Annotated in this window: 15 protein-coding genes; all 15 read left to right on the forward strand. The window is 67.4% G+C overall.

Annotation, left to right across the window (positions count from 1 at the left end):
• Positions 1-122 precede the first annotated feature (122 nt).
• Positions 123-761, forward strand: coding sequence for a ParA family partition ATPase (parA, locus tag JHD07_RS04650; protein ID WP_291619459.1), 639 nt, complete (start codon positions 123-125; stop codon positions 759-761).
• Positions 758-1,012: a hypothetical protein gene (locus JHD07_RS04655; RefSeq protein WP_291619461.1), complete on the forward strand. Its 255-nt coding sequence runs from the start codon at positions 758-760 to the stop codon at positions 1,010-1,012. Before parA ends, JHD07_RS04655 begins: the two co-directional genes overlap by 4 nt.
• Positions 1,009-1,530, forward strand: coding sequence for a DUF2840 domain-containing protein (locus JHD07_RS04660; RefSeq protein ID WP_291619463.1), 522 nt, complete (start codon positions 1,009-1,011; stop codon positions 1,528-1,530). The genes JHD07_RS04655 and JHD07_RS04660 overlap by 4 nt, the downstream gene beginning before the upstream one ends.
• Complete coding sequence (locus JHD07_RS04665; protein WP_291619465.1) at positions 1,527-2,072, forward strand: S26 family signal peptidase; 546 nt, start codon at positions 1,527-1,529, stop codon at positions 2,070-2,072. The genes JHD07_RS04660 and JHD07_RS04665 overlap by 4 nt, the downstream gene beginning before the upstream one ends.
• 46 nt (positions 2,073-2,118) lie before the next feature.
• Positions 2,119-2,466, forward strand: coding sequence for a DUF736 domain-containing protein (locus JHD07_RS04670; protein WP_291619467.1), 348 nt, complete (start codon positions 2,119-2,121; stop codon positions 2,464-2,466).
• 3 nt (positions 2,467-2,469) lie between these two features.
• Positions 2,470-3,231, forward strand: a complete 762-nt coding sequence (locus JHD07_RS04675) for a lytic transglycosylase domain-containing protein (RefSeq protein WP_291619469.1) — start codon at positions 2,470-2,472, stop codon at positions 3,229-3,231.
• A gap of 244 nt (positions 3,232-3,475) precedes the next feature.
• Positions 3,476-5,215 (forward strand): VirD2 family relaxase/mobilization nuclease, encoded by a 1,740-nt coding sequence (locus tag JHD07_RS04680; protein WP_291619471.1) that lies wholly within the window; start codon positions 3,476-3,478, stop codon positions 5,213-5,215.
• Positions 5,216-5,241: 26 nt separating this feature from the next.
• On the forward strand, positions 5,242-7,227 hold the full coding sequence (locus JHD07_RS04685; RefSeq protein WP_291619473.1) for a conjugal transfer protein TraG: 1,986 nt from the start codon (positions 5,242-5,244) through the stop codon (positions 7,225-7,227).
• A 9-nt stretch (positions 7,228-7,236) separates the two neighbouring features.
• A complete protein-coding gene (locus JHD07_RS04690; RefSeq protein ID WP_291619475.1) occupies positions 7,237-7,671 on the forward strand; it encodes a CopG family transcriptional regulator in 435 nt (144 codons plus the stop codon).
• Positions 7,672-7,840: 169 nt separating this feature from the next.
• The gene (trbB, locus tag JHD07_RS04695) at positions 7,841-8,824 is read left to right on the forward strand and encodes a P-type conjugative transfer ATPase TrbB (RefSeq protein ID WP_291619477.1); all 984 of its coding nucleotides are present in this window, start codon (positions 7,841-7,843) and stop codon (positions 8,822-8,824) included.
• Complete coding sequence (locus tag JHD07_RS04700) at positions 8,821-9,153, forward strand: TrbC/VirB2 family protein (protein WP_209159349.1); 333 nt, start codon at positions 8,821-8,823, stop codon at positions 9,151-9,153. The genes trbB and JHD07_RS04700 overlap by 4 nt, the downstream gene beginning before the upstream one ends.
• Positions 9,153-9,434 carry a VirB3 family type IV secretion system protein gene (locus tag JHD07_RS04705; protein ID WP_098107610.1) on the forward strand — a complete coding sequence of 94 codons (282 nt, stop codon included), beginning with the start codon at positions 9,153-9,155 and terminating at the stop codon, positions 9,432-9,434. Before JHD07_RS04700 ends, JHD07_RS04705 begins: the two co-directional genes overlap by 1 nt.
• 11 nt (positions 9,435-9,445) lie before the next feature.
• Positions 9,446-11,902 carry a conjugal transfer protein TrbE gene (trbE, locus tag JHD07_RS04710; protein ID WP_291619484.1) on the forward strand — a complete coding sequence of 819 codons (2,457 nt, stop codon included), beginning with the start codon at positions 9,446-9,448 and terminating at the stop codon, positions 11,900-11,902.
• Complete coding sequence (trbJ, locus tag JHD07_RS04715) at positions 11,899-12,669, forward strand: P-type conjugative transfer protein TrbJ (RefSeq protein ID WP_291619487.1); 771 nt, start codon at positions 11,899-11,901, stop codon at positions 12,667-12,669. The genes trbE and trbJ overlap by 4 nt, the downstream gene beginning before the upstream one ends.
• Before the next feature lie 10 nt (positions 12,670-12,679).
• The coding region (gene trbK-alt / locus JHD07_RS04720; RefSeq protein WP_291619489.1) for a putative entry exclusion protein TrbK-alt at positions 12,680-13,024 on the forward strand (345 nt) is incomplete at its 3' end.

Raw genomic sequence — 13,024 nt, forward strand, 5'->3', positions numbered from 1 at the left:
CGCGCTGAATCAGCACCTTGCGAGTCCCGTAACTTATCTAACCTAGATTCCTACGGAATCTTTCTAACGCGACCGCGTTTTTCGGCCGCTGTGGACGAGTCCCCGATCGCCGGGAGACCGTCATGATCGTCGCGCTCCTCAATCAGAAAGGCGGCGTCGGCAAGACGACACTGGCGTTGCATCTCGCCGGTGAATGGGCACGCCGTGGACGGCGCGTCACGCTGATCGACGCCGACCCCCAGGGTTCGGCGCTCGACTGGTCGCAGCAGCGCAGCCGAGAGGGGTTGGAGCGGCTGTTCGGTGTCGTCGGCCTGGCCCGCGACACGCTCCACCGCGAAGCGCCGGAGCTGGCCCGCGACGTTGACCATGTCGTCATCGACGGCCCGCCGCGCGTCGCCGGGCTGATGCGCTCCGCATTGCTCGCGGCCGACCTCGTGCTGATCCCGGTTCAGCCGTCGCCGCTCGATGGATGGGCCTCTGCAGAGATGCTCGCGCTGCTCGGCGAGGCACGCATCTATCGCCCGCAGCTCGCCGCTCGCTTCGTGCTGAACCGCTGCGCGGCTCGTACCGTGTTGGCGCGCGAGACCGCCGAAACGCTCGCGGATCACGACCCGCCCTTGCTCTCGACCACGATCGGCCAGCGCATCGTCTTCGCCGATGTCGTGCAGACCGGCCGGCTCGCCGCCGAGCAGGACGAGGATTGCCCTGGCGCGCGCGAAATCGCCGCGCTCGCAGCGGAAGTCGCGAGGATCGGCGCATGAGCGAGCGGTCCCCGAAACGCAGCTTCGCCGCGCGTCCGGCCGATCCGGAGAGCTGGATCAAGGCGCCCGATCGCCACCCCTCGCGCGCACAAGGCGGAGAGGACTTCTCGGCCCGTCTGACAATCGACGTGACCGCGGACATGCGCGGTCGCATCAAGATCGCCGCCTTCCAGCGCGGCCAGACCGTTGCCGACATGCTGCGCGCGCTGTTTGAGCGCGAATATCCACCCCCATCAGGAGAAGGATCATGACCGGCCCCGGCGCCGCGCCAATGCGCGTCGGCCGTGCCGCCGTCGAGCTGCCGGCCGACAGTCTCACCCAGGTCGAACTTACTTGGGTCGAGAAGCGAACGGAGCACTGGATTCGCTTCGGTCGAGAGCTACGCGAACAGATCCTCGACCGGCGCCGACGCATCCTCTTCTTCCCTCCCGGAAGCACCTTTGCGCTGGTCCGATGGGCCGCGAATGAGCATGGGACCGTGCTCTCGCGCCTCGACATCCTGCGCGCTGTTGAGCCTGCTGCGCCGTGCCAGACGGTGCCGACAGTCACGCCCGGCGCGGACATCCTCTTGCGCGTCGACGGCTGGCCGAAGGTGGAGCGCATGCTCCAACTCATCGACACGATCGAGGCACGCGGCATCGACCCGATCGAGGTGTCGCCGGATCATTGGCGTCACGTCCACAACCGGCTGACTGTCGGCGAAGCGCCGCGCGCCTACGGCTTGCGACAGCACCAGGCCTTTCTCCTACGTCGCGAGATCGGCGCATGACCCGGCTCTCCTATGCCATCGTCACGACGGCGGCAGTATCGCTTCTCGGCCTCGCCTCGATCGCTTCGTTCGCGCCGCGCCTCATCTGGAACGCGTCAGCCAGCACCCCCGTCGGCTTCTACACGATCGGCGATGTGGGCGCTCTCGACTTGACCGATCTGGTGGCGGTCGACGCGCCCGAACCGCTCGCCACCTTCCTGTCCGATGGCGGCTACCTGCCGCGCGGCGTGCCACTTCTGAAGCGTGTCGCCGCGCTGCCGGGACAGCGCGTCTGCCGGACCGGGCTCGCCATCACCGTCGACGGCGTGCCGCTAGGTGATGCCCTCGACCGCGATCGCCGTGGTCGCCCGCTTCCGGTTTGGCAGGGCTGCCGATCGGTCGCGGATGGCGAGCTGTTCCTGATGAACTGGCAAGTCCGCGACAGCCTCGACGGCCGCTACTTCGGGCCGCTTCCGGCCTCGGCTGTGATCGGGCGGGCCACCCCTCTCTACACCGACGAGGACGGCGATGGCCGCTTCGTCTGGCGCGCGCCGACGCGGTGACGGCGTGCCCATGACCTTGGCCACCGCAATCTGAAGGAGACGAGCAATGCCCGTGATCGGTCAATTCATGCGCGAGAATGATGGCTTCATCGGCCAGCTGACGACGCTGTCCCTGCACCAGGACATCATCATCGTTCCGGCCGAACCGTCTGATGCAGAGAACGCGCCGGACTTCCGCGTCCATGTCCTCGATACGATGAGCAACGAAACCGGCGCGGAGATCGGCGCCGGCTGGAAGCGCACCGGCGAGAAGGCCGGCGACTACGTCTCGCTGCAACTCGACGATCCCACCTTCGCACACCCGATCCGCGCCAATCTGTTCCAGTCCGCAGACGACAAATCCGCCTGGGGCCTGCACTGGAATCGCCCGCCGAAGCGCGGCGAGCGGGACTGAACGATGCCCGGCGCGCGCATGCAGCCTGTCGTCGGAGGGAGGATCACCCTCCGACGTGCAGCCCTACTTCTCCTTTCCGGCCTGATCCTCGCTGCGCCGGCCACAAGCCCGGCCAGCGCGCAGCAGGCGCCGGCCGAGCAGCCTTCGCGCAACGATCCCTATGGCGCTTACCTCGCCGAAGCCGCGCAAAGGTTCGGCGTTCCCGAAGCGTGGATTCGCGCCGTCATGCGCGTCGAAAGCGCGGGCGATATGCGCGCCGTCTCCTCGGCCGGCGCTATGGGCCTGATGCAAGTCATGCCCGCCACATGGGCCGAGTTGCGCGTCCGGCATCGGCTCGGCGCCAATCCTTACGACCCCCGTGACAACATCCTGGCGGGCACGGCCTATCTGCGCGAGATGCACGATCGCTACGGCTCGCCCGGCTTCCTGGCGGCCTACAACGCGGGTCCCGGCCGATACGAGGAGTATCTCGCCGGCCGTCCGCTGCCCGCCGAAACGCGCGCCTATGTGGCGACGCTTGCGCCTCTGGTCGGCGGCGGCGGTTTAACCGGCCCCGTCATGGTGGCGGCGGCCGATCCGCTCGCCTGGACGCGTTCGCCGCTCTTCGTCGCGCCATCTGGCCGCGGCGAAACGGTCGCGCCGGTACAGCGCGAAACCGCATCCGAGGACGCGTCCGCGACCGACCCGGCGCGCGATCAAGGCGAAATTGCACCCCGCACCGACGGCCTGTTCGTCTCCCGCAATAGCGCCGGTGGCCCGCGATGATGCCGGTCGCACCCGATCGCGCCGTGGCGTGCTCTGGCGGAAGAAAGGCGGTCCGCAGAAGAGGAGCAGACAGCACAACCGCACGATGGCGAGATAAAAGCCGGCGATGTGCGGCTTGGTGCGGTCGTGTGTTTTCAGAGGCTTATGGCGCATTTGCGCGAGGTGCGCCTGATCGGCGCAGCCTGCACATTCGCCATTTCGCCAAGGCTTTCCGCGCGTTTGCGCGATGTGCGGGGCCTCGACCATGAGCAGCGAGGACGATTTCCGCATTCGGCCTGGCCGCATCCGCTCGACCCGGGCTCAAGCTGCGCGGCCCTTCATTGCCCAGGCGCTCGCCGCCGCGCAGCGGGCCGGTGGACGCGTCTCGCGCTCCGGCCAGATCAGCAAGGGCAATCGCTCGCGGTTCGGACGCGGACAGCGCGCGACCGTTCAGGCCAATCGGCTGCTCACGAGCCGATCGCGCAACACGGTCATCAAGACACGCGTCGTCCGTCATAGCGCGCGGGCCGCGCCGCTTTCCGCCCACCTCAGCTATCTCCGTCGCGAGGGCGTCACCCGGGATGGGGAGAAGGCCCACCTGTTCGGCCCCGAGACAGAGGACGCCGATCCCAAGGCCTTTGCCGAGCGCACCCAGGACGACCGGCATCACTTCCGGTTCATCGTGTCGCCCGAGGACGCGACCGAGATGAGCGACCTCAAGACCTTCGCGCGCGAGCTGATGGGCCAGATGGAGAAGGACCTCGGCACCAAGCTCGACTGGGTCGGCGTCGATCACTGGAACACCGACAATCCGCACGTCCACATCATCCTCCGCGGGCGGACCGACGATGGCCAGGACCTCGTCATCTCCCGTGACTACATCAAGGAGGGCATGCGCGCCCGGGCGCAGGATCTCGTCACCCAGGAGTTGGGGCCGCGCACCGAGCAGGAGATCCGCCGCAACCTCGGGCGTCAGGTCGAGGCGGAACGCTGGACGGATCTCGATCGCCAGATCGCCCGCGACAGCTTTCGCACCGGCGTCGCCGACCTCGCCCCACATCCCGATCGGCAGCCAGACGAATTCCACGCGCTGAAGGTCGGTCGGCTGCGCAAGCTGGAGACACTCGGCCTCGCCGATCAGGTCGGTCCCGGCCAGTGGGTCGTATCGGAAAATGCCGAGAAGACGCTACGCGCGCTCGGCGAGCGCGGCGACATCATCAAGCGCATCCACCGCGGCCTGACCGAACGCGGCATCGAGCGCGGCGCCGCGAGCTATGTGCTCGCCGGCGAGAGCATTGACGATCCGGTCATCGGCCGGCTGGTCGACCGCGGCCTCGATGACGAGCTGAAGGGCACGGCCTATGCCGTGGTCGACGGCACCGACGGGCGCACCCACCACATCAAGCTCACCGATCTCGACGCCGCCGGGGACAGCGCACCGGGTTCGATCGTCGAGCTGCGCAAGTTCGACGACGCGCAGGGCCGCCGACGCGTGGCGCTCGCCGTTCGCTCGGATCTCGATATCGAGCGACAGGTCCATGCGACGGGCGCCACCTGGCTCGACCGGCAGGCCATCGCCCGCGAGCCGGTAGCGCTCGGCGGCGGCGGCTTCGGCGCGGAGGTGCGTCAGGCGATGGACCGGCGCGCCGACCATCTCATCGCCCAGGGGCTCGCCGAGCGGCAGACGCGCGGCGTCAGCTTCTCGCCGGGGCTGATCGAAACCTTGCGCCAGCGCGAGGTCGAAGCGCTCGGCGAGAAGCTCGCGGCCGAGACCGGCCGGCCATTCTCGAAGGCCGGAACGGGCGAGTATGTGACGGGCACCTATCGGCAGCGCTTCGCGCTCGCCTCCGGCCGCTTCGCCATGATCGACGACGGCCTCGGCTTCCAGCTCGTGCCCTGGTCGCCCTCTCTCGAACGTCAGCTCGGCCAGCACGTCTCCGGCGTCTCGCGCGGCGGCGGCGGCGTCGACTGGAGCTTCGGCCGCAATCGCGGCCTCGGCATGTAGCCCAACCAAGAAAGGAGTGCCCCGCCATGTCGGCGACGAAAATCCTCTGGGGTCAGATCCTCACCGTCTTCCTGATCGTGTTGATGACGACCTGGGGCGCGACACAATGGACGGCCTATCGTCTCGGCTTCCAACCTCAGCTCGGACTGCCCTGGTTCGAACTGGCGGGCTGGCCGATCTACTATCCGCCCGCCTTCTTCTGGTGGTGGTATTTCTACGACGCCTATGCGCCGCCGATCTTCGTCGAGGGCGCCTATATCGCCGCGTCGGGTGGCTTCATCTCCATCGCCGTCGCGATCGGCATGTCGGTGTGGCGGGCACGCGAAGCGAAAAACGTCGAGACCTATGGCTCGGCCCGCTGGGCGCGGCCGGAAGAGGTGAAGGCTGCGGGCCTGCTCAGTCCGGATGGCGTCGTGCTCGGCAAACACGAGCGCGACTATCTTCGACATGACGGCCCCGAGCATGTGCTGTGCTTCGCGCCGACGCGTTCCGGCAAGGGCGTGGGCCTGGTGGTGCCCTCGCTCTTGACCTGGCCGGGCTCGGCGATCGTCCACGACATCAAGGGCGAGAACTGGACGCTCACCGCCGGCTATCGCGCTCGGCATGGCCGCGTGCTGCTCTTCGATCCGACGAACGCGAAGTCGGCGGCCTACAACCCGTTGCTCGAGGTGCGCCGCGGCGAGTGGGAAGTGCGCGACGTGCAGAACATCGCCGACATTCTGGTCGACCCGGAAGGCTCGCTCGAGAAGCGGAACCACTGGGAGAAGACGTCGCACGCGCTTCTGGTCGGCGCGATCCTGCACGTCCTCTATGCCGAGGCCGACAAGACATTGGCAGGCGTCGCCGCCTTCCTATCCGATCCGAAGCGCCCGATCGAGTCGACCCTCGCTGCGATGATGAAGACCGCCCATCTCGGCGAGGCCGGCCCACATCCCGTCATCGCCAGCGCGGCGCGCGAGCTGCTCAACAAATCCGACAACGAGCGGTCCGGCGTGCTGTCGACCGCGATGTCATTCCTCGGTCTGTATCGCGATCCTGTCGTCGCCGAGGTCACCCGCCGCTGCGACTGGCGCATCGCCGATATGGTCGAGGGCAAGCATCCGACCACGCTCTACCTCGTGGTGCCGCCCTCCGACATCAACCGGACCAAACCCTTGATCCGCCTGATCCTCAACCAGGTCGGGCGCCGGTTGACCGAGGACTTGCAGGCGAAGGGCAACCGACACCGCCTGCTGCTCATGCTCGACGAATTTCCGGCCCTCGGGCGCCTGGACTTCTTCGAGAGCGCGCTCGCCTTCATGGCGGGATACGGGCTGAAGGCCTTCCTCATCGCCCAGTCGCTGAACCAGATTGAGAAGGCCTACGGGCCCAACAACTCGATCCTCGACAACTGCCATGTGCGCGTGAGCTTCGCGACCAATGACGAGCGCACAGCCAAACGCGTTTCGGACGCGCTCGGCACCGCCACCGAGATGAAGGCCATGAAGAACTATGCCGGCCACCGCCTTTCGCCCTGGCTCGGCCACATGATGGTGTCGCGCTCGGAGACCGCCCGGCAATTGCTCACGCCGGGCGAGATCATGCAGCTTCCGCCGTCCGACGAGATCGTCATGGTCGCCGGCATCCCACCGATCCGCGCGAAGAAGGCCCGCTACTACGAGGATCGCCGGTTTCAGGAACGCATCCTCACACCACCCACACTCACCAAGCCGACGAGCGCGAGAACCGACGACTGGAGCGCGCTCGCTATACCGGAACGCCCCGTGCTGACGAAGCGCGTCGCGGTTGATGACGTGGCTGATGATGATCCGACGGACTCCGAGCGCCGCCACCAACCCGAACTGAGCCGCACCAAGACCGTCGAGCGAAAGCCTGTGATCGAAAATGAGTTCGAGATCGATCCCCGCGACGATGTCGACGAGGACGCCGCCCGCCTCAGCCGCATGACTCAGACCATGCGCCAGGTGGCTCGCCAGGCCTCTCTCGATCCGGGCGACGGCATCGAACTGTAGGAGGCGCCGATGAGCAAGCCGCCGAAGAAGCAGCGCCTTTCGGTCTATCTCGATCCGGACGTGATGAAAGCGCTGGCGGCTCATGCAGCGCGACGCGATCTCTCGTTGTCGCTGGTTGCCGAGGCCGGCATCGCCTCTTTTCTCTCGCCAGACGCCGCAGAACGGCAGGAAGCGGCGACGACAAAGCGGCTCGATCAGCTCGACCGCCGCATGGCGCGCATGGAGCGCGATGTCGGCATATCGGTCGAAACGCTCGCCGTGTTCATCCGCTTCTGGCTGACCTCCAATCCGCCTTTGCCCGAGCCGGCACAGGTTGCGGCGCGCGCCAAGGCGGCGGAGCGCTACGAGGCCTTCGTGACGGCGCTCGGAAGACGACTCGCGCAGGGGCCGAAGCTAAGGCATGAGATTTCGGAAGACATTACGCCCGCGCGCGACGCGGAATAATCATTGATCCGTCCGTCGCAAGTATTCGTGCGTTCCGCCGTTTCCCTGTCTTTGTACGCCACAGTACGACGGCCACATGATGGTTGTTGTCAGGCCATGATTTCTGCCTCTTCTACTCATCCCCGATCCAGGGCCGCCCTCGGCGGACCCGCAAGAGAACGGGGACGACGTGGCGGCAACTCACCAGAAATCGGAAGCGATCCTTCGCGGTGCGCGGATGCTGCGCACGGCTCTCGGGCCTGCGATCGCCACCTTTCTGGAAGATCCCGCGATCGTCGAGGTGATGCTCAACCCCGATGGGCGGCTCTGGGTCGACCGACTTTCGGAGGGCCTTTCCGACACCGGTGAACGACTGTCGCCCGCCGATGGCGAGCGCATCATCCGGCTGGTCGCCCATCACGTCGGCGCCGAGGTTCATCCGGGCGCCCCGCGTGTCTCGGCCGAATTGCCCGAGACGGGGGAGCGGTTTGAGGGCCTCCTGCCGCCCGTCGTCGCCGCGCCAGCCTTCGCGATCCGCAAACCCGCCGTCGCGGTGTTCACGCTCGACGACTACGTCGCGGCCGGCATCATGCAGGCGGCCCAGGCCGAGGCGCTGCGCATCGCGGTCAGCGAACGTCGCAACATCCTCGTCGCTGGCGGCACCTCGACCGGCAAGACCACGCTCACGAACGCGCTTCTGGCCGAGATCGCGAAGACCTCGGACCGGGTCATCGTCATCGAAGACACGCGCGAGCTGCAATGCACGGCGCCGAACCTTGTCGCCATGCGGACCAAGGACGGCGTCATCACGCTCTCTGAGCTGGTCCGATCTTCCCTGCGTTTTCGACCGGACCGCATCCCGATCGGCGAGGTTCGCGGCGCCGAGGCGCTCGACCTGTTGAAGGCATGGGGCACCGGGCATCCCGGCGGCATCGGGACCATCCATGCGGGGACTGCGCTCGGCGCTCTTCGCCGTCTCGAGCAGCTCATTCAGGAAGCCGTTGTGACCGTCCCGCGCGCGCTGATCGCCGAAACGATCGATCTGGTCGCTGTGCTCTCCGGCCGCGGCTCTTCGCGCCGCCTCGCCGAACTCGCCCATGTCGAAGGCCTCGGCACCGACGGCGACTACCGCGTCACCCCCGCAAGCCAGCCCCCCACAGGAGACCCGTCATGATCAAGCATGCCTTGCGCATCCGCCGCCATATCGCCACGGCGGTGTCCGTCACGTTCCTCACGCTCGCCCTCGCGCCGGCCGCTCACGCGTCCGGTTCGTCGATGCCGTGGGAAGCCCCGCTGCAATCCATCCTCGAATCCATCGAGGGGCCGGTCGCCAAGATCATCGCCGTGATGATCATCATCATCACCGGCCTGACGCTCGCCTTCGGCGATACGTCGGGCGGTGCACGCCGCCTGATCCAGATCGTGTTCGGCCTCAGCATCGCGTTCGCCGCATCGAGCTTCTTCCTGTCGTTCTTCTCCTTCGGTGGCGGAGCGCTCGTCTGATGGCCGAAGGCGCGGACCATGGCGGCGAAGTGCCGGGCTTCTCGGTCCCGGTCCACCGGGCGCTGACCGAGCACATCCTGCTCGGCGGCGCGCCGCGCTCTCTCGCCATTCTCAACGGCACGCTGGCCGCCGCCCTCGGTCTCGGCCTTCGCCTCTGGCTGGTCGGCCTGGGACTTTGGGCCGTGGGCCACTTCGCGGCCGTCTGGGCGGCGAAGCGCGACCCCCAGTTCGTTGATGTCGTGCGCAAGCATCTGCGCATCCCCGGCCACCTGTCGGTCTGAGGAGCGGCGCGATGATGAACCTCGCCGAATATCGTAACCGCAACACCCGTCTTGCCGACTTCCTGCCCTGGGCCGCGCTCGCCGGCGAAGGCGTCGTCCTCAACAAGGATGGCAGCCTCCAGCGCACCGCGCGCTTCCGCGGTCCCGATCTTGACAGCGCCGTGCCGGCCGAGCTGGTGGCCGTCGCCGGCCGATTGAACAATGCCTTTCGGCGCCTCGGCTCCGGCTGGGCCATCTTTGTCGAGGCGCAGCGCCACGGCGCCGCCACCTATCCCACCAGCACGTTCGCCGACAGCGCTTCCGCGCTGGTCGACGCCGAGCGCAAGGCGGACTTCGAGGAAGCCGGCGCCCATTTCGAGTCCGGCTACTTCCTCACCTTCCTGTACCTGCCGCCAGCCGAGGACGCCGCCCGCGCCGAAACCTGGCTCTACGAGGGCCGCGATCACGCGGGGGTCGACGCCCACGAGATTCTGCGTGGCTTCATCGATCGCACCGACCGCATCCTCAACCTCATCGACGCTTTCATGCCGGAATGCGCCTGGCTCGATGACGCCGAGACGCTCACCTACCTGCATTCGACCATCTCGACGAAGCGGCACCGGGTCCGCGTTCCCGAGACGCCGATGTATCTCGACGCGCTGCTCGCCGATCAGCCGCTCACCGGAGGGCTCGAACCGCGCTTGGGCGAGACGAACCTGCGCATCCTCACCATCGTCGGTTTCCCGTCCGCGACGACGCCCGGCATCCTCGACGAGCTGAACCGGCTCGCCTTTCCCTATCGCTGGTCGACGCGGGCCATCCTGCTCGACAAGACCGACGCGACCAAGCTGGTGACGAAGATCCGGCGGCAATGGTTCGCCAAGCGCAAGTCCATCGCCGCCATCCTTAAGGAGATCATGACGAACGAGGCCTCGGCCCTCGTCGATACCGATGCGGCGAACAAGGCGGCCGACGCCGACATGGCGCTTCAGGAGCTGGGCGCCGATTACGCCGGCCAAGCCTATGTGACCGCCACGATCACGGTCTGGGATGATGACCCCCGCATTGCCGCCGAGAAGCTGCGGCTGTTGGAGAAGGTCATCCAGGGCCGCGACTTCACGGCGATGGCCGAGACCATCAATGCCGTGGACGCCTGGCTGGGCTCGCTGCCCGGCCATGTCTACGCAAATGTCCGCCAGCCGCCCATCAGCACATTGAATCTCGCCCACATGATCCCGCTGTCGGCGGTGTGGGCGGGACCGGAACGGGACGAGCACTTCGATGCCCCCCCACTGCTTTACGGCAGAACGGAGGGCTCGACCCCGTTCCGGCTTTCCATCCATGTCGGCGACGTCGGCCATACGCTGATCGTCGGGCCGACCGGCGCCGGCAAATCGGTGTTGCTCGCACTCATGGCGCTCCAGTTCCGGCGCTATCCGCGATCCCAGGTATTCGCCTTCGACTTCGGCGGATCGATCCGCGCCGCAGCCCTCGCCATGCGGGGCGACTGGCATGATCTCGGCGGCGGATTGACCGAAGGCGCCGACGACAGCGTGTCGCTCCAGCCGCTGGCCCGCATCGACGATGTCGCCGAGCGCGCCTGGGCCTCCGACTGGCTGATCGCGATCCTGGGGCGCGAGAGCGTAGCTGTCACGCCCGAGGTCAAAGAGCATCTCTGGTCGGCGCTGTCGTCGCTGGCCTCCGCGCCCGTCAGCGAACGGACCCTGACAGGCCTGTCCGTTCTCCTTCAGTCCAACGACCTGAAACAGGCGTTGCGACCATACTGTGTCGGCGGCCCCTATGGCCGGCTGCTCGACGCCGAGGCCGAACATCTCGGCGAGGCGAATGTCCAGGCCTTCGAGACCGAGGGCCTGATCGGCACCGGCGCAGCCGCCGCCGTGCTCGCCTATCTCTTTCATCGCATCGAGGACCGCCTCGACGGCCGGCCGACGCTGCTGATCGTCGATGAGGGTTGGCTCGCGCTCGACGACGAGGGTTTCGCCGGACAGCTCCGCGAGTGGCTGAAGACGCTGCGCAAGAAGAACGCCAGCGTCATCTTCGCCACGCAGTCGCTCTCCGATATTGACGGCTCGGCGATCGCGCCCGCCATCATCGAGAGCTGCCAGACCCGCATTCTCCTGCCGAATGAACGGGCGATCGAGCCGCAGATCACCGCCATCTATCGCCGCTTCGGTCTCAACGATCGCCAGATCGAGATCCTCGCGCGGGCAATGCCCAAGCGCGACTATTACTGCCAGAGCCGCAGGGGAAACCGGCTGTTCGAGCTGGGCCTGTCGGACGTGGCCCTGGCGCTGTGCGCCGCCTCATCCAAACAGCACCAGGCGATGATCGCCGATGTTCACGCCCGCAGCGGCACGGACAGGTTTCTCGCGGAATGGCTCGTGGCGAACCGGCTCGATTGGGCTGCGGACCTCATCGCCGACCTCACCAATGTCACTCAACAAGGCGATCCGGAGGCACGCCCATGACCCGTTCCGTTCACACCCGTACACGCACCCTGCGCATGACGGCCGCACTCCTAGCGGCCCCGCTCGCACTGTCACCCATCTTCGCGCCGCCCGCCGCCGCGCAATGGATCGTCTATGATCCGACAAACTACGCTCAGAACGTGCTGACGGCGGCGCGCACGCTCCAGCAGGTCAATCAGCAGATCACTCAGCTTCAGAACGAAGCGCAAATGCTGATCAACCAGGCGCGCAACCTCGCGAGCCTGCCTTACTCGTCGCTCCAACAGCTCCAGCAGTCTGTCCAGCGCACGCAGCAGCTCCTGCAACAGGCGCAGGGCATCGCCCTCAACGTCCAGCAGATCGACCGTGCGTTCCAGACCACCTATGGCAACGCTTCGATGTCCGCCTCCGATCAGGCGCTGGTCGCGCAGGCGCGCGAGCGCTGGCAGAACACCGTCGGCGGCTTGCAGGATGCCATGCGCGTCCAGGCCGGCGTGGTCGGCAACATCGACACCAATCGTACCGAGATGTCGGCGCTGATCGGCCAAAGCCAGGGCGCGACCGGCGCATTGCAGGCGACGCAGGCCGGCAACCAGCTCCTCGCCCTTCAAGCGCAACAGCTCGCCGATCTCACCGCCGTCGTCGCCGCCAACGGGCGCGCCCAGAGCCTCTCCGAGGCCGAACGCGCCGCGGCAGCCGAACAGGGCCGCGAGCAGCGTCGGCGATTCCTGACGCCCGGCAGCGGCTATCAGCCGGGCAACGCCCGCATGTTCCCGAACGGCAACTGAGGGCCTGGCGATGGACGGCAAGGTGTTCGCCCGGATCGGCGCCGTGGTGTTCGTCGCCGTCGCGGTTACCGCGACCGCGATCGAGATGACCCGGCAAGAGGAAGTGCCCGAGCGGTGGCCGTCCGGCCGTGCGATCGAGGCGCCGACCGACCCCCTGCGCGACGCCCTGATCCGCTGTCAGGCGCTCGGCGAAGAGGGTCCGCGCGACCCGGACTGCCGCCGTGCATGGGCGGAGAACCGCCACCGCTTCCTCGCGCCAGGCGCCCGTCCCGCCGAACGGTTACCGGACATGCCGCCCACACCGCGCGATGGCCTCACGCCGCAGTCACAACGGACCAATCCACCGGCCCCGACG

It is taken from the genome of Bradyrhizobium sp., from assembly GCF_016462955.1.
GTDB lineage: Bacteria > Pseudomonadota > Alphaproteobacteria > Rhizobiales > Xanthobacteraceae > Bradyrhizobium.